At 74.0% G+C, this 23,267-nt stretch carries 21 protein-coding genes and 1 tRNA gene; 6 read left to right on the top strand and 16 right to left on the bottom strand.

The genetic code is table 11. From position 1 onward, the window contains the following. Nucleotides 1-199 precede the first annotated feature (199 nt). Nucleotides 200-1,015 carry a crotonase/enoyl-CoA hydratase family protein gene (locus tag KK617_RS07085; RefSeq protein WP_277499068.1) on the top strand — a complete coding sequence of 272 codons (816 nt, stop codon included), beginning with the start codon at nucleotides 200-202 and terminating at the stop codon, nucleotides 1,013-1,015. A gap of 39 nt (nucleotides 1,016-1,054) precedes the next feature. On the opposite strand, the gene KK617_RS07080 is transcribed toward KK617_RS07085, so the two are convergent. The 5 genes from KK617_RS07080 to KK617_RS07060 form a co-directional block, all read right to left on the bottom strand. Beyond that, nucleotides 1,055-1,264 (bottom strand): hypothetical protein, encoded by a 210-nt coding sequence (locus KK617_RS07080; RefSeq protein WP_277499067.1) that lies wholly within the window; start codon nucleotides 1,262-1,264, stop codon nucleotides 1,055-1,057. Nucleotides 1,265-1,321: 57 nt separating this feature from the next. Continuing rightward, nucleotides 1,322-1,465, bottom strand: coding sequence for a DUF6578 domain-containing protein (locus KK617_RS07075; protein WP_277499066.1), 144 nt, complete (start codon nucleotides 1,463-1,465; stop codon nucleotides 1,322-1,324). A gap of 564 nt (nucleotides 1,466-2,029) precedes the next feature. Further along, nucleotides 2,030-3,292, bottom strand: coding sequence for an HNH endonuclease signature motif containing protein (locus KK617_RS07070; protein ID WP_277499065.1), 1,263 nt, complete (start codon nucleotides 3,290-3,292; stop codon nucleotides 2,030-2,032). Between the two features lie 344 nt (nucleotides 3,293-3,636). Next, a complete protein-coding gene (locus tag KK617_RS07065) occupies nucleotides 3,637-4,560 on the bottom strand; it encodes an oxidoreductase (protein WP_277499064.1) in 924 nt (307 codons plus the stop codon). Continuing rightward, nucleotides 4,557-5,414, bottom strand: coding sequence for a maleylpyruvate isomerase family mycothiol-dependent enzyme (locus KK617_RS07060; RefSeq protein ID WP_277499063.1), 858 nt, complete (start codon nucleotides 5,412-5,414; stop codon nucleotides 4,557-4,559). The genes KK617_RS07065 and KK617_RS07060 overlap by 4 nt, the downstream gene beginning before the upstream one ends. 101 nt (nucleotides 5,415-5,515) lie before the next feature. Here KK617_RS07060 and KK617_RS07055 point away from each other — a divergent pair, with 101 nt between their 5' ends. Beyond that, nucleotides 5,516-7,312 (top strand): NHL domain-containing thioredoxin family protein, encoded by a 1,797-nt coding sequence (locus KK617_RS07055; RefSeq protein ID WP_277499062.1) that lies wholly within the window; start codon nucleotides 5,516-5,518, stop codon nucleotides 7,310-7,312. 53 nt (nucleotides 7,313-7,365) lie between these two features. Here KK617_RS07055 and KK617_RS07050 read toward each other — a convergent pair whose 3' ends face one another. Then, the gene (locus KK617_RS07050) at nucleotides 7,366-8,088 is read right to left on the bottom strand and encodes a hypothetical protein (protein WP_277499061.1); all 723 of its coding nucleotides are present in this window, start codon (nucleotides 8,086-8,088) and stop codon (nucleotides 7,366-7,368) included. 293 nt (nucleotides 8,089-8,381) lie between these two features. On the opposite strand from KK617_RS07050, the gene KK617_RS07045 reads away from it, so the two are divergent. Beyond that, nucleotides 8,382-10,403, top strand: coding sequence for a DEAD/DEAH box helicase (locus KK617_RS07045; protein ID WP_277499058.1), 2,022 nt, complete (start codon nucleotides 8,382-8,384; stop codon nucleotides 10,401-10,403). 252 nt (nucleotides 10,404-10,655) lie between these two features. Here KK617_RS07045 and mnhG read toward each other — a convergent pair whose 3' ends face one another. From mnhG to KK617_RS07010, 7 genes are all read right to left on the bottom strand, one after another. Continuing rightward, entirely contained in the window at nucleotides 10,656-11,024 is a 369-nt protein-coding gene (gene mnhG / locus KK617_RS07040) for a monovalent cation/H(+) antiporter subunit G (RefSeq protein WP_277499056.1), read from the bottom strand. Next, nucleotides 11,021-11,395, bottom strand: coding sequence for a monovalent cation/H+ antiporter complex subunit F (locus KK617_RS07035; RefSeq protein WP_277499054.1), 375 nt, complete (start codon nucleotides 11,393-11,395; stop codon nucleotides 11,021-11,023). Before KK617_RS07035 ends, mnhG begins: the two co-directional genes overlap by 4 nt. Continuing rightward, nucleotides 11,392-11,952: a Na+/H+ antiporter subunit E gene (locus tag KK617_RS07030; protein ID WP_277499053.1), complete on the bottom strand. Its 561-nt coding sequence runs from the start codon at nucleotides 11,950-11,952 to the stop codon at nucleotides 11,392-11,394. The genes KK617_RS07035 and KK617_RS07030 overlap by 4 nt, the downstream gene beginning before the upstream one ends. An 8-nt stretch (nucleotides 11,953-11,960) precedes the next feature. Next, complete coding sequence (locus KK617_RS07025) at nucleotides 11,961-13,652, bottom strand: Na+/H+ antiporter subunit D (protein ID WP_277499051.1); 1,692 nt, start codon at nucleotides 13,650-13,652, stop codon at nucleotides 11,961-11,963. Beyond that, nucleotides 13,649-14,089, bottom strand: coding sequence for a Na(+)/H(+) antiporter subunit C (locus KK617_RS07020; RefSeq protein ID WP_277499048.1), 441 nt, complete (start codon nucleotides 14,087-14,089; stop codon nucleotides 13,649-13,651). The genes KK617_RS07025 and KK617_RS07020 overlap by 4 nt, the downstream gene beginning before the upstream one ends. Before the next feature lies 1 nt (nucleotide 14,090). Further along, entirely contained in the window at nucleotides 14,091-17,003 is a 2,913-nt protein-coding gene (locus KK617_RS07015; RefSeq protein WP_277499046.1) for a Na+/H+ antiporter subunit A, read from the bottom strand. Nucleotides 17,004-17,165: 162 nt separating this feature from the next. Continuing rightward, complete coding sequence (locus KK617_RS07010; RefSeq protein WP_277499044.1) at nucleotides 17,166-17,795, bottom strand: LysE/ArgO family amino acid transporter; 630 nt, start codon at nucleotides 17,793-17,795, stop codon at nucleotides 17,166-17,168. Nucleotides 17,796-17,865: 70 nt separating this feature from the next. Here KK617_RS07010 and KK617_RS07005 point away from each other — a divergent pair, with 70 nt between their 5' ends. After that, nucleotides 17,866-18,741 (top strand): ArgP/LysG family DNA-binding transcriptional regulator, encoded by an 876-nt coding sequence (locus KK617_RS07005; protein WP_277499042.1) that lies wholly within the window; start codon nucleotides 17,866-17,868, stop codon nucleotides 18,739-18,741. 139 nt (nucleotides 18,742-18,880) lie between these two features. Here KK617_RS07005 and KK617_RS07000 read toward each other — a convergent pair whose 3' ends face one another. Then, complete coding sequence (locus tag KK617_RS07000) at nucleotides 18,881-20,749, bottom strand: acyl-CoA dehydrogenase (RefSeq protein ID WP_277499041.1); 1,869 nt, start codon at nucleotides 20,747-20,749, stop codon at nucleotides 18,881-18,883. A gap of 261 nt (nucleotides 20,750-21,010) precedes the next feature. Between KK617_RS07000 and KK617_RS06995 the strand changes: the two genes are divergently transcribed. Further along, nucleotides 21,011-21,919, top strand: coding sequence for a sulfite exporter TauE/SafE family protein (locus tag KK617_RS06995; RefSeq protein WP_277499039.1), 909 nt, complete (start codon nucleotides 21,011-21,013; stop codon nucleotides 21,917-21,919). 97 nt (nucleotides 21,920-22,016) lie between these two features. After that, nucleotides 22,017-22,475: an Rrf2 family transcriptional regulator gene (locus KK617_RS06990; protein ID WP_277499037.1), complete on the top strand. Its 459-nt coding sequence runs from the start codon at nucleotides 22,017-22,019 to the stop codon at nucleotides 22,473-22,475. Nucleotides 22,476-22,507: 32 nt separating this feature from the next. Here the strand turns inward: KK617_RS06990 and KK617_RS06985 are convergent, their stop codons facing one another. Continuing rightward, nucleotides 22,508-23,191, bottom strand: coding sequence for a DUF2461 domain-containing protein (locus tag KK617_RS06985; protein WP_277499035.1), 684 nt, complete (start codon nucleotides 23,189-23,191; stop codon nucleotides 22,508-22,510). Continuing rightward, nucleotides 23,191-23,266, bottom strand: a tRNA-Gly gene (locus tag KK617_RS06980). The genes KK617_RS06985 and KK617_RS06980 overlap by 1 nt, the downstream gene beginning before the upstream one ends. Nucleotide 23,267 lies beyond the last annotated feature (1 nt).

Raw genomic sequence — 23,267 nt, 5'->3', positions numbered from 1 at the left:
CGGCTCGGCCGGCGGCCGTGGTGGTTCCACGGGCGGCGCGCGCTCCGGCGGGGGCCGCACTGCCGGTGCGGGCGCCGCTCGCTCCGGCGCGGCCCGGCCCGCCGGTTCGGGCTCCTCGCACAGCGCCGCGGACGTCAGCAAGCGCTTCCGCTGAGTCGGGGGGAGGCGCGCTTCGTTACCCGCGAGTACCATCGCGGACATGCGCGCCTCCTCGCCGACCACCACATACGTCACCTGCACGGTCGAGAACGGCGTGGCGCACGTGCGCCTGGCCCGTCCCGACAAGCTGAACGCGCTGACGCTCGAGACGCTCGACGACCTGATCCGCACCGCCCGCTGGCTGCGCACCGACCGCAGCCTGCGGGCGGTCGTCATCTCGGGCGAGGGGGACTCGTTCTGCGCCGGTCTCGACTTCGGGTCCGTCATGCGCAAGCCGGCGGCGATCGCGGCGGCGCTGCTGCCGTCGCCGCTGCGGGGGACCAACAAGTTCCAGGAGGCCTGCTGGGCCTGGCGCCGGGTGCCCGTGCCGGTGATCGCGGCCGTGCACGGCCACTGCTACGGCGGCGGGCTGCAGATCGCGCTGGCAGCGGACTTCCGCATCGCCACCCCCGACTCCCGCTGGTCGGTGCTCGAGGGCAAGTGGGGCCTCATCCCCGACATGAGCGGCGTGCGGAGCATCTCCGAGCTCGTCGGCATCGACGTGGCGAAGAAGCTGACCATGACCGCCGAGGTCATCTCGGGCAAGGAGGCCCGTGACCTGGGCCTGGTGACCGAGCTCGACCCCGAGCCCGTCGCCGCCGCCGAGGCGCTCGCGGAGACGCTGCGCACGAAGTCGCCCGACGCGATCGCTGCCGCCAAGCGGCTCTTCGACGGCGCGCAGACGTCGAGCGCGCGCCGTACCTTCGGTCGCGAGCGCATCGAGCAGGTGCTCCTGCTCGCGACCCGCAACGCCCGCGTCGCCCGCGAGTCGGCGTTCGCGAAGATCACGCCGTCGTTCGGTCCGCGCTCGCGCTGAGGCTCCTGGCTCCGGCTCCCGGCCCCCGGCTCCCGGGGGTCAGAACAGGTCGAGGTCGACGAGCCACCCGGCGATGCGCCGGTCCGCGGACGAGGGCTCGTCGTCGCGGTGCACCTGGGGCACGTCGACGAGGTACGACGCCAGCTCCGGCCCCGGCGCGTAGCCGCCCCGCCGCGGTCGGGGCGGCGCCGGCCACCGGGTCGGCGGCTCGGGGTCGACGTCGGTCTTGAGCGCGCGGATGCGCCGCACCCTGCCGCGCTGCGCGGCCGGCGCGGGCTGGTCGTGCAGGGACAGCCGCCACGCGACCTACCCCAGCTCGGGGTCGAGGTCATGCAGGCCGTCGGGGGCCTCCACGTCGGCCGTGAGGGGCCACGCGACGACGTCGGCGACCGCGAACGCCGGCCCGCAGCACCCCGCCTCCGCCTCGTCGATCCACACCACCGTGTCCACGGGTCGCATCGTCGCGGGGTGGGGCAGCGCGCGCGAGCGGTTTGCGAGGGGCGTGGGGTCGAGGTGGCCGCGCCTGTCCGGTAGTTGAGGTGGCCGCGCCAGCGGCCCTCGAAACCACGAGGGGTTGTTCGGGCGTGGTTTCGAGGGGTTGCCAGAGCAACCCACCTCAACCACCGAGGGCATGCGGTGGCCGAGCTTGTCCGGTGGTGGAGGTGGCCGCCCCGGCGGCCCTCGAAACCACGAGGGAACCTGGGCGTGGTTTCGAGGGGTTGCCAGAGCAACCCACCTCAACCACCGAAGGCACGCGGTGGCCGCGCCAGTGCGGTGGTCGAGGTGGCCGCGCCAGCGGCCCTCGGAACCACGAGGGGTTGTTCGGGCGTGGTTTCGAGGGGTTGCCAGAGCAACCCACCTCAACCACCGAGGGCATGAGGTGGCTGCGCCTGTTCGGTGGTTGAGGTGGCCGCGCCAGCGGCCCTCGGAACCACGACGGGGTTCCTGGGCGTGGTTTCGAGGGGTTGTCAGAGCAACCCACCTCAACCACCGGGGCCCGATCGTGGGGGCTGCTCAGTTCCGCCGGGTGAACCGGAGCTTGCCGGTGCCGAGGGTCTCGGTGAGGTACGTCGGGTCGTGGGCGACGCGGTGATGTCGCCAGCACAAGAGCCGCCCCCTCGCGACGGAGGTCCGGCCTCCTCGTGACCAGGGGTCCTCGTGGTGGGCCTCGCAGCGGTGGGGTGGTGCGTCGCATCCGTCGGCGGTGCAGCCGCCGTCGCGCAGGATCATCGCGATCCGCTGAGGCTTGCTGTGCAACCGCGCCGACCGGCCGAGGTCCAGCACCTCGCTCTTGCTGCCGAGCACCGCCGGCACGAGGTCCGCGCCGCAGGCGAGCCGTCGGGCCTCGCCGGGCGAGATGCGGTGCCCGGTGTCGAGGGACGCCGCAGCGAGACCGCCCGTGAGGGTGGCGACCTGCATCGTCACCACCACCGTCGCCCCCGCTCCTGCGGCGTCGGGCAGGTCGGCGTCGCGCATCCGCTCGATCAGCTCGACGAACGCCTGACCGCGGCGCGCCCACGACGGCCGAGCGTCGCCCGTGTCGTCAGCGGCGTCGTGGTCCGCCCCGCCGCGTAGGTGATCCCGTCGGGGCGAGGCGATGGCGTCGAGCATCTTCGCGAACATCGCCCCGTGCATCTCCGGCATCGTGAACCGACCGTGGACACTGCCGTGGCCGTCCTCCCGCATCGTCAACCGGACCTTGGCGGCGGCCTCCCGCTCCTCACGGGCCAGCACCTCCGCCTCGTGGGCCTCGCCGACAGCGGGGGCGACGACGTCGAGGATGCGCCGGCCCAGCACCCGCAGGTCCTTCGCGTCGTGATCGACCGCGAACCCCACCAGTGCGCGCTCGGCATCCGCCCGGACCTCCGCGCTGATGGCACCGCCCAGGTCGTCCAGCGCCCGCACGACGGCCTCGGCCTGGCTGGGCGAGACCTCCCCGGACGCACAGCCGGTGGCGAGGGCGTCGTACTGCTCGTCCACCGCGATCGCCGTGCGGACCCGACGGTGCGCCTCCGCGCGGGTGACCTGCGTGGCGTTCGCGAACCACACCGCGGTCGACGGCGCACCGGTCTCCTCCTCCACCCGCACCTCGACGGCGTGGGCCAGCAACCGCGACTGCAACGCCGAGAGGCGGTTCGCAGCGCGTTCGAGCTCCACGAGGGCGGCACCCGTCGCGGCGGACCCGAGGGTCAGCAGACCGAGGTCGAAGCCGTCGTCGAGGTCGGCGTGCAGACGCGCAGCAACCCCGGCGAGGGGGTGCAGCGCTGTCTCGGTCATGGACCCATCACACCAGCGACCACCGACATTCTCGGACCCGATCGAGGGTTCTCCACCGGACCAGTTCTGGCAGGTCAGGCCATATCCGGAGCGGGCCCAGAGGGGCAGCCGGGCGTGGTTTCGAGGGCCGCTGGCGCGGCCACCTCAACCACCGGGCGGGCGCAGGTGGATGGGCGTGCCTTCGAGGGCCGCTGGCGCGGCCACCTCAACCACCGGGTGGGCGCGGCCACCTCAACCACCGGTGGGGGCGGCCGCCTCGACCACCGGGTGGGCGCGGCGACCTCAACCACAGGTGGGGGCGGCCACCTCGACCACCGGGACCGGCCGTGGGCCGGCGACCTCGGTCAGGGCCAGGTGAGCCCGACGGTCTCCTCGCTCAGCTCCCACAGCTGTCGCTGCGCCTCGGCGTCGCGCGAGAGCGCGGTGGAACCCACGACCCGGGGCTTGCCGCGGATGCCCCGGAACCCGCCGGGTCCGCAGTAGGTGCCGCCGGGCAGGTCCGCGGTGGCCGCCATGATCGTCGGCTGCGCACCCTGCGCCGCCGACTGGGCGGTGAACCGGGTGACGGCGTCGAGGATCGAGGCGGCCCCGCCGCCCGACCCGCCCGTCTGCCCGTAGGACAGCAGGTGCGTCGACGCGTAGCCCGGGTGCGCCGCCAGCGCCCGCAGCGGGAGACCGGCCGCCGTGGCCCGGCGCTGCAGCTCGTGGGTGAACAGCAGGTTGGCCAGCTTCGTCTGCCCGTAGACGCCCCACCGGCTGTAGCGCCGGGGTGCCCGCCGCGGGTCGCCCAGCGGCGGCGTGCGCGCGATGGTGTGCATCATCGACGACACCGTCACGACGCGCCCCTCGCCGCCCTCGACGAGCTGCGGGAGCAGCAGGCCGGTCAGCAGGAACGGGCCGAAGTGGTTCGTCGCCATCTGCAGGTCGAGGCCGTCGTCGGTGCGGCGCGCCGGCGTCGCCATCACGCCCGCGTTGTTGACGAGCACGTCGATCGCGCCGAGGGGCGCGGCGGCGGCGCCCGCCGCGCGCACGGAGGCCAGGGACGACAGGTCGACGAGCAGGCGCTCCAGCTGCGCGCCGGGCACCTCGCGGCGGATGTCCGCCTCCGTGACGTCCAGCTTCGCCTCGCTGCGGGCGGCCAGCACGACGCGGGCGCCGGCGCGGGCCAGCTCGAGCGCAGTGACCTCGCCGAGCCCGCTGGTCGGACCCGTGACCACCACCGTGCGGCCGGTCAGTGACGGCACGTCGGCCAGCGACCAGGCGCTCACGGCGTGACCGCCAGGCTGGCGAGGACGCGGTCGGCGAGCGCGCGGTCGCCCTCGACGCCGAACGCGGCCGGGTCGAGCGTCCCGCGCCCGCCCGCGGCGAGCACGTAGGTCTCCAGGTCGCAGGACAGCCGCACCGACGGGCTCGCCACGGCCGTGACGTCGACCTCCCGCGCCCGGCCGTCCGCGCCCACCTCGACCGCGACGGGGGACAGTCCCGCGACGTCGAGCACGACCGTCGTACCCACGGGCGCCTGCGCCCGCTTCCCGACCACGAACGGCAACGAGCGCAGCAGCTTGGTCGCGACGTACGACGCCGCCGGCCCCTCCACCTCGCCCGGCAGGCCGACGGCCCGCCGGATGTCCAGCGCGTGCATCCACACGTCGAGGGGGCGGTTGCCGAGGAAGGTCTCGGTGTCCCACCCGATCGCGCCGAACGCGCCCGGCGCGGGAGCGGACGGGTCGGTGGGCGGGGTGGCCGCGAGCGCGGTACGCCGCGTGGTCGCCGCCGCGCGCAGCTCGTGCACCAGCGTGCGGGGCGGCGAGTCCCGCCGCGCCACGACGCCCTCCTCGCAGAAGCGCCCCATGTCGTTGCGGACGTGCGGTGCCTCGCCGACGTCCACCGGGGTGTGCTCGGCGCCGACCGCGACGGCCTCGAGGTGCGCCAGGTGGGCCAGCACGTCGCGCGCCGTCCACCCCGGCAGCTCGGTCGGCGTCGCCCAGGCGTCGTCGGGGACCTGCTCGGCCAGCTCGAGGGCCTCGCCGACCGCCAGCCACCACACGTCGACGTACGCCGCCAGGCGGGCGGTGTCGTCGTCGGGGGCGGTGGTCGCGGGCACGGACTCCTGCGTCGTCATGGGCGCCACAGTAGCCACGGCACCGACCCACGGGGAGGCCCCGCGACGTCCTGTGGAGGGCCGCGTCGGGACGGTCGGTGGCGCCGCCTAGATTCGCCCGCATGACGAGGAACGACGGCACCGTCCCCCGGGTCCGGGCCCCCGAGCTGCGCGGGCGCGGCTGGCTGAACGTGGCGGAGCCCCTGACGCTGGGCGGCCTGCGGGGCCGCTTCGTGCTGCTCGACTTCTGGACCTTCTGCTGCGTCAACTGCCTGCACGTGCTCGACGAGCTGCGCCCCGTGGAGGAGAAGCACGCCGACCACCTCGTCGTCGTCGGCGTGCACAGCCCGAAGTTCGTCCACGAGGCCGATCCGGACGCACTCGTGGCCGCCGTGGAGCGGTACGACGTGGCCCACCCCGTGCTGGACGACCCCGAGCTCGTCACCTGGCAGGCCTACACGGCCCGTGCGTGGCCGACGCTGGTGCTCGTCGACCCGGAGGGCTACGTCGTGGCGCAGTACGCCGGGGAGGGTCACGCCCACGCCGTCGACCGGCTGCTCGACGAGCTGGTGGCCGAGCACCGCGAGCGGGGCACCCTGCAGCCGGGGGACTCGCCGTACGTCCCGCCGCCCGCCGTCGCGGGCGACCTGCGCTTCCCCGCGAAGGCGGTGCCGCTGCCCGACGGGCGGGTGCTGGTCGCGGACGCCGGCCACGACGAGGTCGTCGAGCTGGCCGGCGCGGACGGCCCGGTGCTGCGGCGCTTCGGCGGGTTCCGCGAGCCCAACGGGGTGTGCCTGCTCCCGGCGGACGTGGCGCAGCGGGCGGGGTACGACGTGGTGGTCGCCGACACCGTCGCCCACCGGCTCGTGGGCCTCGCCCTCGCCGACGGCGGCACCCGGGTGCTGGCCGGCGACGGCACGCAGTGGATGCAGGGCGACGGCACGGAGCGGCTGTCCTCGCCGTGGGACGTGGTGTGGTGGCGCGACCGGGTGTGGGTCGCGATGGCCGGGATCCACCAGCTGTGGACCCTCGACCCCCTCACCGGCGCGGTGGAGGTCGCCGCGGGCACGACCAACGAGGGCCTCCTCGACGGCCCGCTCGCGTCGGCGTGGTTCGCCCAGACCTCCGGCCTGGCGGTCGACGGGGACCGCCTCTGGCTGGCCGACTCCGAGACCTCGTCGCTGCGCTGGGTGGACGGCACGACCGGCGAGGTCCGCACCGCGGTCGGCTCCGGGCTGTTCGACTTCGGGTTCCGCGACGGCCCCGGTGGCCACGACGAGGACGCGGGACTGCTGCAGCACCCCCTCGGCGTCACCGTGCTGCCCGACGGCTCGGTGGCCGTCTGCGACACCTACAACGGCGCGGTGCGCCGCTTCGACCCGCGGGCCGGCGAGCGGGGCGAGCTGACGACGCTGGCGACCGACCTGGCGGAGCCCAGCGGCGCCCACGTCGAGGGTGACCACCTCGTCGTCGTGGAGTCGACGGCCCACCGCCTCACCCGCGTGGCCCTCGGCGGGGTCGTCGCCACCGACGGCTTCGCCCACACCACGCAGCGCCCCGTCACCGAGGTCGCGGGCGGCGTCGAGCTCGTCGTCGCGTTCACGCCGCCGCCGGGGCAGAAGGTCGACGACCGCTTCGGTCCGCCGTCGCAGCTCCACGTCTCCGCCACCCCGCCCGCGCTGCTGCGCGACGGCGAGGGGCGGGGCACCGACCTGGTACGCCGGCTCGTCCTCGACCCGGCCGTCGGGGAGGGCGTGCTCCACGTGGCCGCGCGGGCGGCGTCGTGCGACGTCGCGCCGGACGGCGTGCCCGCAGAGGGTGCGGCCTGCCACCTGCACCAGCAGGACTGGGGGGTGCCGGTCCGCGTCAGCGCCGACGGGCCGGCGCAGCTGCTGCTGCCGCTCGGCGGGGAGGGCTGAGCCCGGGGAGCGCGCCGGGGAGCGCGCCGGGCGCGCGCCGGTCCCGGCGGCCGTCAGGCGCGGGCGGCCTCGTAGAAGGCGGTGGCCTGGGCGGTGGCCGCGGCCGCGTCGGTGACCGACAGGGGGAGCAGGAGGTTGGCGACCGCGTCGCCGTACGCCGCCGCGCAGAACCACTGCTGCGCCTGCTGCTCGTCCGCGAGCAGGACGGGCACGAAGCCGCACGCCACGCCGCCGCCGTCGACCTCGTCGGAGACGATCTCCTGGCCCAGGTTGAACTCGACCGTCTGCGCCGCGATCTCGGCCGGCGGGGCGGTGCCCAGGGCCTCGCTGGCCAGCACCACGGCGACCAGCTGCTCGGCCGGGTCGCTCGTGCCCTCGACGACGTAGACGCCGCCCTCCGGACCGCCCTCCGCCCCCGCGGGTCGGTCCGACAGCACCTCGAGCGCCTGGTCGAGCCGCTGCTGCGCCGCGGGGGAGGTGTCGCGCTCCCACGCCGTGCCGCCGACGTCGAAGCCGTCGGGCACGCCCAGCGTCCCGTCGTCCGCGGCGCTCCCGTCCTCGCTGTCCCCGCTGTCCCCGCCGCTCTCGCTGGAGCTGTCGGGGTCGTCGGCGGGCGGGTCGGCGTCGGGCTGGCGCACCCACCAGACGACGGCCACGACCGCCGCCAGCAGCACCGTGAAGGTCACCCACCAGCGACGACGCATCAGCACGGGCCGGCTGTCGGTCGGCGTCGCGGTCGGGGTGCCCGACGTCTCGTCGGTGGGTTCGGTGCTCACGGGCACAGACTGCCACCACGGGTCGGACCGCCCCGGGGGTGACCCACGAGACAACCGTGAGGATTCACGGTCGGGGGAGCAGCGGCGTACTCTGGACGACGGCCAGTGGTCCGCCCCTCGCGGCGGCAGCCACCTCTTTCCTTGCACCCGGTGTGGTGCGTCCCCGCTCCAGGGGATGCAGAGACCAGCGATCGGGTTCATCGAGATCGCGTCTCGTCAGGCCCATCGGCTCCGCACCCGCGGTTCCGCGCGCAGACGCATGCCCGTCACCGCTGTGAATTGAAGGTTCCGCTTTGTCTTCCCACACCCCTGAGCACACCGCTGCCGCGAGCAGCACCTCCGAGAACCCGACGGCCGAGCCCGTCGTGACGGACCCCGCCACGGAGTCCGCGCCGATCGAGTCCGTCGAGACCGAGGCCGCCGCCGCGGCCGAGTCGGAGGCCCCCGCCGCCGACGAGACGACCGCGACCACCGAGGCCGCCGACGTCGAGGTCCCGGAGGTCGCCGAGGCCGACGAGGCCACCGAGATCGCCGAGGCGCTCGCCGCGGCCGCCGAGGACGCCCCGTCGTTCCCCGAGCTGCGCGCCGACCTCATCGCCGCGCTCGCCGTGCAGGGCATCACGTCGCCCACGCCGGTGCAGCAGGCCGTCATCCCCGACGGCCTCGCCGGCCACGACGTCCTGGGCCGCGCCCAGACCGGCTCCGGCAAGACGCTGGCGTTCGGCATCCCCGTGATGCAGCGCCTCGCCGGCAAGCGCAGCCGCCCCTGCCACCCCCGCGCCGTCATCATCGTGCCGACGCGCGAGCTCGCCACGCAGGTGACCCGCTCGATGCAGCCGCTCGCCGAGGCCGTCGGCCTCAAGCTGACGACCGTGTACGGCGGGGTGCCCTACGAGCGCCAGACCCGTCAGCTCCGCCAGCGCGCGGACATCGTCGTCGCGACGCCGGGCCGCCTGGGCGACCTGCTCGAGAACGGCTACTGCTTCTTCGACGACGTCGAGGTCACCGTCCTCGACGAGGCCGACCACCTGTGCGACCTGGGCTTCTTCCCGGTCGTCGACGAGCTCGTCGGCATGACGCCGGCCGGCACGCAGCGCATGCTGCTGAGCGCCACGCTCGACGGCGACGTCGACACGCTGGTGCGTCACCACCTGCGCGACCCGCGCCTGCACCAGCTCGACCCGAACGCCGGTGCGGTCACCACCATGACCCACCACACGATGGTCGTCGGCGGCTTCCGCGAGAAGGTCGACGCCGCTGTCGACCTCGTGAAGGCCAACGGCCGCACGATCGTGTTCACCCGCACCCGTGAGGGCGCCATCGAGCTCGCTGACGCCCTCGAGCAGGCCGGCCTCCCGGCCGTCGACCTGCACGGCGACCTGTCGCAGCGGGTGCGCGAGCGGAACCTCGCGCGCTTCTCCTCCGGCGACGCCCAGGCCGTCGTGGCCACCGACGTCGCCGCCCGCGGCATCCACGTCGACGGCGTGAAGCTCGTCGTGCACTTCGACGCGGCCTCCGACCCCAAGGCCTACCTGCACCGCTCGGGCCGCACGGCCCGCGCCGGTGACGACGGTGGTGTCGTCACGCTGACCACGCCGAAGTTCCTCTCCTCCGTCGTCCGCCTGCAGAAGGGCGCCGCGGTCGAGGTCCGTCACCACGACTTCCGCAAGGCGCAGCGTCCGCTGACCGTGAAGTCGCTCGACGAGTCCGGCGAGGCCGCTCCCCAGCGCACCGCCGGTCCCCGCAGCGAGGGCGGCCCCCGTGGCGGCGGCTCGCGCTCCTTCGGCAACCGCGGTGGTGGCCAGGGCGGCTACCGCGGCAACCGCGAGGGCGGCGGCTACCAGGGCAACCGCGAGGGTGGTGCCCGCGAGGGTGGCTACCGCGGGAACCGTGAGGGCGGCTACCAGGGCAACCGCCCCGAGCGCTCCGGCGAGGGTGGCGGCTACCAGGGCAACCGCGAGGGTGGCTACCGCGGCAACCGCGAGGGTGGTGCCCGCGAGGGTGGCTACCGCGGGAACCGTGAGGGCGGCTACCAGGGCAACCGTGAGGGTGGTGCCCGCGAGGGTGGCTACCGCGGGAACCGTGAGGGTGGCTACCAGGGCAACCGTCCCGAGCGCTCCGGCGAGGGTGGCGGCTACCAGGGCAACCGCGAGGGCGGCGGCTACCGCGGCAACCGCGACGGCGCCCCGGCCGGCGCCCGCAGCGCCGATCGCCCCGAGCGGTCGGAGCGCGGCCCGCGCAACCGCGACGACGCGCCCCAGGGCGCGGGTCGCAAGAAGGAGCGGTGGAGCAAGGAGCAGCGCTTCACGCGCTGATCGCCGACGCCCCCGGGCGTCCCCGGCATGACGAGAGCCCCCGAGCGATGCTCGGGGGCTCTCGTGCGTCCGGGGCGGGGCGGGGCCTCGAGCCCCGCCGAGCGGGAGAGGCGCGCGGCCGGGCGGGCCGCCGTACCGGCCCCGGACTTGCCTCCGGGCGACACTTGACGCCGCAACCCGCCACTTCCGGGTGAAAGCTTGGCACCGGAAGTGGCGGGTTCCCCGGTGCACCGGGGAACCCGCCACGCCCCGTCACGGCGCGCCGCGGTTCTCCTTCAGCCGCGGCAGGGCCTCGCTGAGCTCGTCGGCGACGAGGAGGTCGTCGCGCACCTGCCCGGCTCGGTACGACGCGCGCCCGGCCATGTGGGACGCGACGGGCGAGGTCACCATCTGGAAGATCGCGACGAGCACGAGCAGCGCGGTGGCGGAGGGGTCGCGCAGGCGCAGGGCGAGGCCGAGCACGACGAGGAGCAGGCCGAGCACCTGCGGCTTGGTCGCGGAGTGCATCCGGGTCAGCAGGTCGGGAAAGCGCAGCAGCCCGATGGCCGCGATGAGGGTCAGCAGCGCTCCGAGGAGCAGGAGCGCCGCGGCCACCACGTCGAGGACGTCCGTCAGGCTCATCGCTTCATCCTCCTCGCCCGCAGGCTGTCCTCGCGCAGGCTGCGCGCCCGGCGCTGGGCCAGCCGCGCGCGGTTGTCGGGGTCGTCGGACTCCTCGGCCTCGACGTCGTCGCTGCCCGGCGAGAACCGGGCGACGCTGACGGAGCCGACGAACCCGAGCAGGGTCGCCACGAGCAGCAGCGGGATCGTCTCGGTGTTGGCGTCGATCGCCGCCTCGACGGCGACGGCGCAGATGCTGACCGCGATGAGCACGTCGAACGCGATAGCGCGGTCGAGCATCGTGGGGCCCAGCGCCATGCGGAGCACCACGAGCAGGGCGGACACCCCGAGCAGCAGTCCCGCCACGGCCATGAGGGCCGTCATCACGGTCATCGGTCCACCTCCGTCAGGGTGTGCTCCTCGGGTCCGCCGAACGCGTTCAGCACCCGGTCCTCCTGCGCGAGCACGCGGCGGCGCACGTCCTCGATGTCGGCCTCGTCGGAGACGTCGAGCGCATGGAGGTACAGCGTGTGGCTGGCGCGGTGCACCTCGACCACGACGCTGCCGGGCACGAGGGAGGCGAGCTGGGCGACGACGGTGAGCACGAAGTCGGACTCGGTGCGCAGCGGCACCTCCACCAGGGCGCTCGTCAGGTCCTTCGGCGGGAACAGCGTCACGCGGGCCACCTGGACGCTGGCGACCAGCACGTCCCAGTGGAACCGGGCCACCAGCACGACGAACGCCCACGGCCGCAGCCGCACCTGCATCCGCAGGGGCGGGAGCGGGAAGACGAGGCAGACCCCCACCGCGACCACGACGCCGCCGACGAACGAGAACGCGCTGTAGCTGCCCCACAGCGCCCACCACACGAGGGTGAGCACCAGCACCATCGGCCACTGCACGGAGCGGTAGCGCGCCGGGCGCTGCAGGCCCCCGCGCGTCGTCTTCATCTGCGGGCTCATCCCTCGTCCCCCAGCACGGCGGAGAGGTACGGCGTGCGCTCGAGCAGGTCGTCCGCCGCGCGGTCCGTGAACGCGAACAGCGGGCCGGCGAGGAACGTGATGGCGACGCTCACCAGCACGAGGCCGGCCGCCGGCACGACCATGGACGCCGGCAGGCGCGACGGCAGCGAGCCGTCCTGGAGGCGCTGGTGGAGGTCCCGGTCGGGCTCGTCGTCGTCCGCCACCCGCTTGGCCTCGGCGACGTCGCGCTCGCCGAAGGCGACCGAGCCGACGTGCACGTGACCGCGGTGGCGCACGAGGTGCGGCGCCGAGGAGGTGGTGTCCTCCGCCGGGTCCGCGCCCGTGGGCAGCATCCGCATCATCTCGTGCGCCTGCTCGGGGGACCGCCAGAAGGCGAGCGCCCAGGTCTTCGCGACGGCGTACAGGGTCAGCAGGCTCGTCAGGGTGCCGCCGGCGACGAGCAGCACCGCCAGCCACGACCCGTCGGCGAGGCCGGCCTGCAGCAGCCCGGCCTTGCCGAGGAACCCGGACAGCGGCGGGATGCCCGCCAGGTTCATCGCCGGCACGAAGAAGAGCACGCCCAGCAGCGGCGCCAGCCGGGCCAGGCCGCCGAGGCGGAGCAGCGCCGTGCTCCCGGCGCGGCGCTCGATGAGGCCCAGCACGAGGAACAGCGCGGTCTGGATGGTGATGTGGTGCGCCACGTAGAACACCGCACCCGACAGCCCGGCCTCGGTGGCCAGGGCGATGCCGAAGATCATGTAGCCGATGTGGCTGACCAGCGTGAAGGACAGCATGCGCTTGATGTCCGACTGCGCGACCGCGCCGAGGATGCCGACGAGCATCGTGATCAGCGCCGCCCACATCAGCAGGTCGGTCAGCGGGCTGGCGGGGAAGAGCAGGGTCTGCAGCCGCAGGATCGCGTAGACGCCGACCTTCGTCAGCAGGCCCGCGAAGACGGCCGTCACGGGGGCGGGCGCGGTCGGGTAGCTGTCGGGCAGCCACAGCGACAGCGGGAAGACGGCCGCCTTGATCGAGAACGTGACGAGCAGCAGCAGCTGCAGCGTCAGTGACACGTGGTGGGGCAGGTCGTCGAGCCGCAGCGCGATCTGCGCCAGGTTGAGCGTGCCCACCGCGGCGTAGACCGCGGCCAGCGAGATGAGGAACAGCATCGAGGACGTCACGTTGACGACGACGTAGATGGTGCCCGCCCGCACGCGGGCCGCCGTACCGCCCAGCGTGAGCAGCACGTAGCTGGCGAAGAGCAGCATCTCGAAGCTGACGAACAGGTTGAACAGGTCGCCGGCCAGGAAGGCGTTCGAGACGCCGGCGACGAGCACCAGGAACGTCGGGTGGTAGATCGAGACCGGCGCCTCCGACTCGTCACCCGTCATGCCCTGGCCGATGGAGTAGGCGAGGACCGCGAGGGTGACGACCGACGAGACGAGCAGCATCAGCGCGGCCAGGCGGTCGGCCACGAGCGCGATGCCGATGTCCTCCCACGCCCCGAGCCACACCACCTGCGGCCCGTCCCGGTCGGCGGCGACGAGCAGCACGGCGGCGATGACGACGATGGCGACGAGTACGCCGAACGTCACCGCCCGCTGCGCCTGCGGGCGTCGCGAGAGCATGAGGGCGAGGCCGGCGCCCAGGAGGGGCAGCAGCACGGGGAGCGGGACCAGGTTGGTCATGCGCCGTCCTCCCGGGGGGCCTCGTCGTCGTCCTGCTGGGCCCGGGTCGTCAGGCCGTAGCTGTCCGACGTGGCGTCGTCGATGGCGAGCTTGCGGATGGCGGCGTCCTCCACGTCGTCCTGCACGTCGTCGTGCTCGTGCAGCTGCCACGACCGGTGGGCCATGGCGAGCAGGAAGGCGACCGTGCCGAGGGTGATGACGATGGCCGTCAGCACGAGCGCCTGGGGGAGGGGATCGGTCATCTCCGCGGGGTCCGACGAGCCCACGATGGGCGAGCTCCCCGACGGCCCGCTGGAGATGAGGAACATGATGTTGACCCCGTTGCTCAGCAGCACGAGGCCGACGAGCACGCGGGTCAGGCTGCGCTCGAGCAGCAGGTAGGTGCCGCAGGCCACGAGGGCGCCGCAGGTCACCACGAGGGTGGCGTTGACCTCCACGTCAGACCACCGCCCCGGGCTTCGAGCCGGAGCCGGCCGGACGGCCCTCGCGCTCCGCGCGCAGGATCTGGCGGTCCAGGCGCGAGCCGAAGGTGCGGAGCAGGTCGAGGATGAGTCCCACCACCACGAGGTAGACGCCGATGTCGAAGAAGATCGAGGAGACCAGGTGCACCTCGCCCAGCAGGGGGAGGTGGAGGTAGTAGTCCGCCGTCTGCTGGGGCACGCCGCCGAAGAGCATCGGCGCCAACCCCGCCAGCGCGGAGATGAACAGGCCCGTGCCGATGAGGATGCCCGCGTCGATCGGCGCAGCCTCGTCGAGCTCGTAGCGGCCCCCGGCCAGGTAGCGGATGACGAGCGCGAGACCCGTCACCATGCCGGCCGCGAAGCCGCCGCCGGGCTGGTTGTGGCCGGCCACGAGCAGGTAGATCGCGAACACCATGATCACGTGGAAGACCAGCCGGGTGACCACCTCGAAGATGATCGAGCGGCGGTCGGGGCTGAGGGTGCGCGGACCGGGCAGCCACACCCGGCGCCCCGGCGACGTGGGCTGCTTCTCGACGCCCTTCGGGTACGGGATGTCGTGGACGCGGCGGATGCCGGACATCCGGGTGTCGAGGAAGATCAGGCTGGCCACGCCGGTCGCGGCGGCGACGAGCACGGAGATCTCGCCCATCGTGTCCCAGGCGCGCATGTCGACCAGCGTCGTGTTGACGATGTTCTTGCCGTAGGCGAACTCGACGGACGCCTCGGGGAAGGCGGCGGACACGGGCGTTGCGGTGCGCGCGGCGGCGGCGACGACCATGAACCCGGCGGCCGCGGTGCCGAACAGGGCCGCGAGCCCCATGCGCCAGAAGCGCTGGCGGCTCAGCGGCCGGTTGGTGAAGTAGTCCGGCAGCCGGCGCAGCACCAGGACGAAGACGACGAGGCTGACCGTCTCGACGAGCACCTGGGTCAGCGCGATGTCGGGCGCGCCCTGCACGAGGAAGAGCAGGCCCACGCCGTACCCGGTGACGCCGGCCAGGATGACGGCCCGCAGCCGCCGGCGCGAGCGCACCGTCGCGATCGCGGCCGCCACGACGACGACGCCGATCACCGGCTGCGCCATGCGGTCCCAGGCCACGAGCTCGACGGGGGACTGACCGGTCGCGACGGCCCGCACCGCGGCGTACCCCGGCAGGAGCAGCACGACGCCGAGGATGATGGCGAGGTAGTTGGCCACCGAGCCGCGCTGCAGCGTCCCGGTGACCTCGACCGAGACCCGGTCGACCGCGCGCATGCAGAACCGGTAGACGCCCTCCGCGGTGACCGGCAGCGCCATCCGCCGCTGGAAGCGGCACAGCGGCTCTCGCACCACGAAGAGCGCGACGCCGCCGACGATCGTGACCAGCGAGAAGAGCAGCGGCAGCCCGAGGCCGTGCCAGAGCGCGAGGTACTCCTCGTGCTCGCCCGCGACGAGCGTGTCGGCGTACGGCGAGAACACGGTCGTCAGCGCCGCCCCGGCGAAGCCGAGGCCGAGGCCGAGCGCGGAGAGCACGACCGGGGAGACGACGAACGCGGGGTGGAGCGGCTTCACCGGGGTCGCCTCGACGCCCGGCTTGGCGGCGAACGCGCCCCACAGGAAGCGCGCCGTGTAGCCGGCGGTGAGCGCCGAGCCGGCGACGAGACCGGCGACGACGAGCCACCCGGCCCAGCCGGGGACCCCCGCGGTCTCGCCGTGGGTGAGCTCGAGGAGCGCGGTGAAGACGGTCTCCTTGGCGACGAACCCGAGCAGCGGGGGCAGGCCGGCCATGGACGCGCCCGCCAGGATCGCGGCCACCGCGACGGCCGGCACGGCCCGGCCGACGCCGGAGAGCCGGTGCAGGTCGCGGGTGCCGGTCTGCTTGTCGACGATGCCGACGGAGAGGAAGAGCGTCGCCTTGAACAGGGCGTGGGCCGCCAGCAGGCCGAGCCCCGCGAGCCCGGCCGTGCGGGAGCCGATGGAGAGCACGACGACGAGGAACCCGAGCTGGCTGACGGTGCCGTAGGCGAGCAGCAGCTTGACGTCGACCTGGCGCAGCGCCCGCCAGCCACCGACGAGCATCGTGACGGTGCCCAGCGTCAGCAGCGACAGGTGCCAGCCGGGCACGTCGGCGAAGGCGGGCGCCAGCAGCGCGACGAGGTAGATGCCGGCCTTCACCATCGAGGCCGCGTGCAGGTAGGCGCTGACCGGCGTCGGCGCCGACATGGCGCCGGGCAGCCAGAAGTGGAAGGGGAAGATCGCGGACTTGCTGACCGCCCCGACGAGCAGCAGCAGCACGGCGACCGTCACCGCCGTGCCGGCCGGCGGGTCGGCGAGGATCTCGCTGATGCGGAACGTCCCCGCCTCGCGGCCCAGCAGCAGCATGCCGACGAACATGACGAGACCGCCGAGCGTGGTGACGACGAGCGCCTCCATGGCCGCGAGCCGGCTGGAGCGCTTCGTCGGCTCGAAGCCGATGAGCAGGAACGAGAAGATCGTCGTGAGCTCCCAGAAGACGAAGAGCACGAGCAGGTCGTCCGCCATGACGAGGCCGAGCATGGCGCCGACGAAGGCGACGAAGCTGGTGGTGAAGATGGGGAGCCCGGGCGCTCCGTCCTCGAAGTACCAGGCGCAGTAGGTCAGCACGAGCGTGCCGATCCCGGCGACGACGAGCAGCATCACCCACTGCAGCGTGCCGACCGCGAAGGCCAGCTCGAGGTGGAGCGCGGGGACCCAGTCGACCACCGTCGTGACGCTGCCGCCGTCACGCACGTCGTCGAGGAGCGTGACCGCCCAGACGGTCGTGGCCCCGGGGAGCAGGGCGAGGGCGAGGAACGCGCGGCGGCCGAGCAGGCGCACGAGGGCGGGGGCCACCGCGGCGAGGACGAGGTGGGCGGCGACGACGGCGAGCAGCAAGGAGTGACGGCCTTCGTGGTCGGTGCTGGTCGCGGTCGCGGGTGCGGGCGGTGCAGCGAGGGCGGGCTACGGAGGTCGGGGCTCCCATCCTAGAGGAGGCCCGTGACCCCGCCCCTCGTCGTCCGCGCAGGCTCGCCGCGACGCCGGTCGGGGCGCCGTGACTCAGGCCACCGGCGCCCACGCGAGCCGCGCGGCGATGGCCAGCATGACGAGGCCGACGAGCGTCTCGACCACGCGCCAGGTCGCCGGGCGCGACAGCAGGCGGTGGGCCCGGCCCGCGCCGTACCCCAGCGCCGTGAACCACGCGAGGCTCGCGACGACCGCGCCGCCCGCGAACCACCAGCGCAGGTCCGGCCCCTCCTGCTGGGCCACGGAGCCCAGCATGAGGACGGTGTCGAGGTAGACGTGCGGGTTCAGCCAGGTCAGCGCCGCGGCCGTCAGGAGGGTACGGCGCGCCCCCGCCCCCGCGGCGGCCGCCGGGTCGAGCGCGTCGCCCCGGGTGGCGCGGCGCAGGGCGAGCACGCCGTACGTCACGAGGAAGGCGACCCCTCCCCACCGCAGCACCTCGAGCGCGAGGGGCGCGGCGTCGACCAGCCCGCCGACGCCGGCCACGCCGGCGGTGATGAGCACCGCGTCGGAGACGGCGCACACCGCGACCACCCCGGCGACGTGGCGGCGCAGCAGGCCCTGGCGCAGGACGAAGGCGTTCTGCGCGCCGATCGCGACGATGAGGCCGAGCCCGGTGACCAGGCCGGTGGCGAGGGCGATCAGGGCGGAGTCGGGGAGGGGCACGCGCCCGACGCTAGGGCGCCCCAGGTGTGAAGGGAAGCGAAAGGATCTTCGCATCGCTTAGCGTTGCTTCATGTTCGCGCCGGCCCAGCTCGCCGCCCTCGTCGCCGTCGTCGACCACGGCACGTTCGAGGCGGCGGCCCGCGCGCTGCACGTCACGCCGTCGGCCGTCAGCCAGCGCGTCCGCGCGCTCGAGGCCCAGGTCGGCCAGGTCGTCGTGAGCCGCGCCGCGCCGTGCCGCGCCACCGCGAGCGGGGAGGTGCTCGTCGCCCTCGGCCGGCAGACCGAGCTGCTGGCGGCGGAGGCCTCCCGGCGCCTCGGCGGTGACGCCGCGCCCCGGACGGTCGCCGTCGCCGTCAACGCCGACTCGCTCGCCACCTGGTTCCACGACGTGCTCGAGGCCGTCGCGGGCTGGGCCGGCGTCGCGCTCGAGGTGCACGTGGAGGACCAGGCGCACTCGGCCCGCCTGCTGCGCGAGGGGCGGGTGCTGGCCGCCGTCACCTCCGACGACCAGCCCGTCCAGGGCTGCTCGGTGCGCCCGATCGGCGCGCTGCGCTACCACCCCGTCGTCGACGCGGACCTGCTGGCGCGGGTCGGTGGACCGGACGCCGTCGACTGGCGCCGGCTCCCGCTCGTGCGGTTCAACGAGCTCGACACGCTGCAGCACGAGCAGCTGGAGCGCCTCGGCGTCCCGCCGCCGGACGTCGTCCACCGGGTGCCGACCACGGCCGACATGGCCGAGGCGGTGCGTCGCGGGCTGGGCTGGGGGATGTTCCTCGACGGACAGCTCGACGAGCCCGGCAGCGGCGCGCGGCCCGGACGCCGCGTCGTCCCGCTGCCCGGCGGCGCGCCGAGCTCGGTGCCGCTGTTCTGGCAGCGCTGGCGCGTGCGCTCCGAGGTGCTCGACCGGCTCACCGACGCGGTGGTGGCGGCGGCCCCGGGCGGGTGAGGGCCGCCGTACCCGTCCCGGTGGCGGGGGCCGGTGGCGGGGGCCGGTGGCGGGCGGGTACGACGAGGGGCCCCCGGCGGTGCGCCGGGGGCCCCTTGCGTGGAGCGGGTGGTGCGTCAGGCGGTCGCCCGCCGGGGGATCAGAACGCCGACTCGTCGAGGTCCATGATCGCCAGGTCGGTCGACTCGGCGATGGCGCGCTCCGCGCTGATGCGCGGGAGGTTGGTCTGCGCGAAGAACTGCGCCGCGGCGACCTTGCCCTCGTAGAACGCCTTGTCCTTGCCCGGGTCGCCGGCGAGCGCGTTGAGCGCCACCTCGGCGCCGCGCAGCAGCAGCCAGCCGCAGACCACGTCGCCGAGCGCCATGAGCAGGCGGGTGGTGTTGAGACCCACCTTGTAGACGTTGCGGATGTCGCCGCCGCTGGAGGCGTCGGCCGACATGAGGTCGTTGATCATCAGGCCGACGAGGGCGTTCGCGTCGTCGAGGGCCGTGGCGAGCAGGGCCCGCTCGGTCTTGAGGCGGCCGTTGCCCGCCTCGGACTCGATGAAGCCCTTGATCTCGCCCGCGAGGTGCCCGAGCGCGCGGCCCTGGTCCTTGACGATCTTGCGGAAGAAGAAGTCCTGGCCCTGGATCGCGGTCGTGCCCTCGTAGAGGGTGTCGATCTTGGCGTCGCGCACGTACTGCTCGACCGGGTACTCCTGCAGGAAGCCCGAGCCGCCGAAGATCTGCAGCGACTCGGTGCCCAGCAGCACCCACGAGCGCTCCGAGCCGTAGCCCTTCACGATCGGGAGCAGCAGGTCGTTGACGGCCTCGGCGAGGTCGTCCTTCTCGCCGGTGGACTCGGCGATCTGCACCTTGTCCTGCCACGAGGCGGTGTAGAGCACGAGCGAGCGCATGGCCTCGGCGAACGACTTCTGCGTCATCAGCGAGCGGCGCACGTCGGGGTGGTGCGTGATCGTGACGCGCGGCGCGGTCTTCGCCGAGTTGGTCAGGTCGGCGCCCTGGACGCGGTTCTTCGCGTACTCCAGCGCGTTGAGGTAGCCGGTCGACAGGGTCGCGATGGCCTTGGTGCCGACCATCATCCGGGCGTTCTCGATGACCTGGAACATCTGGGCGATGCCGTCGTGGATCTCGCCGAGCAGCCAGCCCTGGGCCGGCTCGCCGCCGCCGACCTGCGGGTCGCCGAAGGTGACCTCGCAGGTGTTGGAGACCTTGATGCCCATCTTGTGCTCGACGTTCGTGACGTAGACGCCGTTGCGCTCGCCGGTCAGCTCGCCGGTCTCGTGGTCGAAGTGGTACTTCGGCACGACGAAGAGGCTGAGGCCCTTCGTGCCCGGGCCGCCGACGCCCTCGATGCCCGCGGGACGGGCGAGGACGAGGTGGATGATGTTGTCCTGCAGGTCGGACTCGGCCGAGGTGATGAAGCGCTTGACGCCCGTGATGTTCCACGAGCCGTCCTCGTTGGGGGTCGCCCGCGAGCGGCCCGCGCCGACGTCGGAGCCGGCGTCGGGCTCGGTGAGCACCATCGTGGCGCCCCACTTCTTCTCGACCATCAGCTGCGCGATGCGCTTGTCGCGGTCGGTGCCGTTGCGGTGCACCACGGCCGCGAAGGCCGGGCCGGCGGCGTACATCCACACCGGGGCGTTGGCGCCGAGCACGAGCTCGCCGAGGGCCCACACGATGCTGGACGGGGCCTGCTGGCCGCCGAGGTCCTCGTCGATCTGCAGGCGCCACCACTCGGCGTCCATCCACGCGTCGTAGCTCTTCTTGAAGCTCGGCGTGATCGGGGCGGTGTGGGTGGTGGGGTCGAAGACCGGGGGGTTGCGGTCCGCGTCCTCGAAGGAGGCGGCCAGGTCCTCGCGGGCGAGGCGGTCGACCTCGCGCAGGACCTCGCGGGCGGTCTCGCCGTCGAGCTCGGCGAAGCGACCGGTCCCGAGGATCTCGTCGCGACCGAGCACCTCGAAGAGGTTGAACTCGATGTCGCGCAGGTTGCTCTTGTAGTGGCTCACGCTGCATCACCTTCGTGCGGTCGAAGAGGGGTCGGGCCGATCGCTACCAGCCAGTAACTTCAATGATCGGACGAGCGGCCGGAGATTTCAAGTCGCCGAGCGCATCGCGTCGCGAGGCGCTCACCACCTCGACCGCCGGCGGTCCCACCATCCGGACGCCTCCATACGCCCACGCGGCGACTAACCTAGGTTTCCTTGTCGAGTTAGCAGTCGCGGTCGTCTTGGCCGTGGACGGGGACGACGGGCCCGGAGGGGGCAGGTGTGCGCAAGCTGATCGTGCTGGGGGTCGTGGGGTTCCTGGCCCAGCTCGTCGACGGCTCCCTCGGGATGGCGTACGGCGTGACCTCCTCCACGCTGCTGCTCGCCGCGGGCGTCGCCCCGGCCGCGGCCTCCGCCGCCGTGCACTTCTCCGAGATCGGCACGTCGCTGGTCTCGGGCTTCTCCCACCACAAGCTGGGCAACGTCGACTGGCGCACGGTCGCGATCCTGGCGGGGCCCGGCTTCGTCGGGGCCTTCGCCGGCGCGACGTTCCTCGTCAGCCTGCCGGGCGACACGGCCAAGCCGTGGGTCTCCGGCATCCTGCTCGCCCTCGGCCTCTACGTGATCTTCCGGTTCCTCGTGCTCGGCGGGCGCCGCCCGCAGTTCAACGGGCGCCCCAGCGCCGGCTTCCTCGCGCCCATGGGGCTCTTCGGCGGTGCGCTCGACGCCATCGGCGGCGGGGGCTGGGGCCCGGTGGGCACCACGACGCTGCTGTCGTCGGGGCGGCTCGAGCCGCGCAAGGTGGTCGGCTCGATCGACACCTCCGAGTTCGTCGTCGCGGTCGGCGGCTCGCTCGGCTTCCTGCTCGGGCTCGGTGCGGCCGGCATCGACTGGGGCTACGCGCTGGCGCTCCTCGCGGGCGGCGTGGTCGCGGCGCCCATCGCGGCGTACCTCGTGAAGATCCTCCCGGCGCGCGTGCTCGGCGTCGCCGCCGGCGGCCTCATCGTGCTCACCAACTCGAACACGATCGCCGGCTCGGCCGGCGCCACCGGCGCGCAGGCGGGCGTGCTCGCCGCGGTGCTCGGCGTGCTCTGGGTCGTCGGCATCGTCTGGGCCGTCAAGCACGAGCGCGCCGCGCGCCGGGCCGCGGCCCGCGACGCGGCCGCCGACGAGCAGCTCCTCCCCGCCTGATCCCCCGCCCGACCGCCCGCCCGATCCCCGGCCTGTTCACCCCGACGGGGTCACCGGCGCGGGACCCGGGTGGTGTCGCTTCTGGTTGAATCGGCCCATGCGCGTCTCCGCCAAGTCCGACTACGCCCTGCGGGCCCTCATCGAGATGGCCGGGCGCGACAACGGACGGCCGGTCAGCGCGGAGGAGCTCGGTCGGCTCCAGGAGATCCCCCACGGGTTCCTCCAGGCGATCCTCGCGGACCTGCGTCGCGCGGGCCTCGTGGTCTCCCAGCGGGGTCAGTACGGCGGGTGGCGCCTGCAGCGCGAGGCCGGCGAGATCTCGGTGGCCGACGTCATCCGCGCCGTCGACGGCCCGCTGGTCTCCGTCTACGGCCTGCGGCCGGAGTCCGTGACCTACAACGAGGCGGCCGCCGTGCTGCAGCACGTGTGGATCGCCGCGCGGCACTCGCTGCGCGACGTCTTCGAGAACGTGACCATCGCGCACCTGTCGTCGCGGGAGCTGCCCGCCGAGGTCGTCGAGCGCACCGCCGACGAGGACGCCTGGCAGACGCGCTGAGCGCCCGGTCGACGCGCCGGCCAGGGCACGGCTCAGGCCGGCTCGGCGCCGAACGGGTCGTCGAGCACCTCGGCCAGCGCCTCGACGAGCGGGCGCAGGGAGCGCCAGTCCCGCCGTACCGTCTCTGCGAACGCGGGCACACCGATCACCGAGGGCTCGAAGCCGTGGTCGCGGCCGAACGAGAGCGAGCGGTGGCGCAGCAGCGCGATGCGCGGGTGGGCGGCGTCGAAGCCCCGGGGCGCGGTCTTGAGGCGGTCCCCGGCGAGCTCCCAGCCGTCGGCCTCGGCGGCCGCGACGAGCTCCGCGAGCAGCGGGCCGGTGTCGGGGTCGGCCGCGTAGGCGCGGTAGCGGGCCAGGGCCGGCGGGTCGGCGCGGTAGAACCCCGCACCGGTGCGCACGCCGCGCGCGGAGACCTGGACGTACCAGCCGCACGACGGGCCGGCCGCGACGAAGGCGCCCTGGTGGGTCTTGTACGGCGTCTTGTCCGTGCGGAACCGCACGTCGCGGTAGGGGCGGAACACCTTGGCGGCGCCGAACTCGTCCTCGAGCGCGGCGGTCAGGGCCAGCACCGGCGCGCGCACGGACGCGTCGTACTGCTCCTTGTGGGACAGCCAGAAGCTGCGGGTGTTGTCGACCTCGAGGTCGTCGTAGAAGTCGAGCGCGGCCTCGGGGAACCCGGTGAAGGGGCCCGGCTCGGGGGAGGTCGGGGAGGACATGGAGCGGATGACGAGACTCGAACTCGCGACATCGACCTTGGGAAGGTCGCGCTCTACCAACTGAGCTACATCCGCA

The sequence above is a fragment of the Nocardioides sp. ChNu-99 genome (genome assembly GCF_029493445.1).
Classification (GTDB): Bacteria; Actinomycetota; Actinomycetes; order Propionibacteriales; family Nocardioidaceae; genus Nocardioides.
The sequence above is the reverse complement of the archived record's forward strand: the minus strand, read 5'-3'. Positions and strand labels throughout refer to the sequence as shown.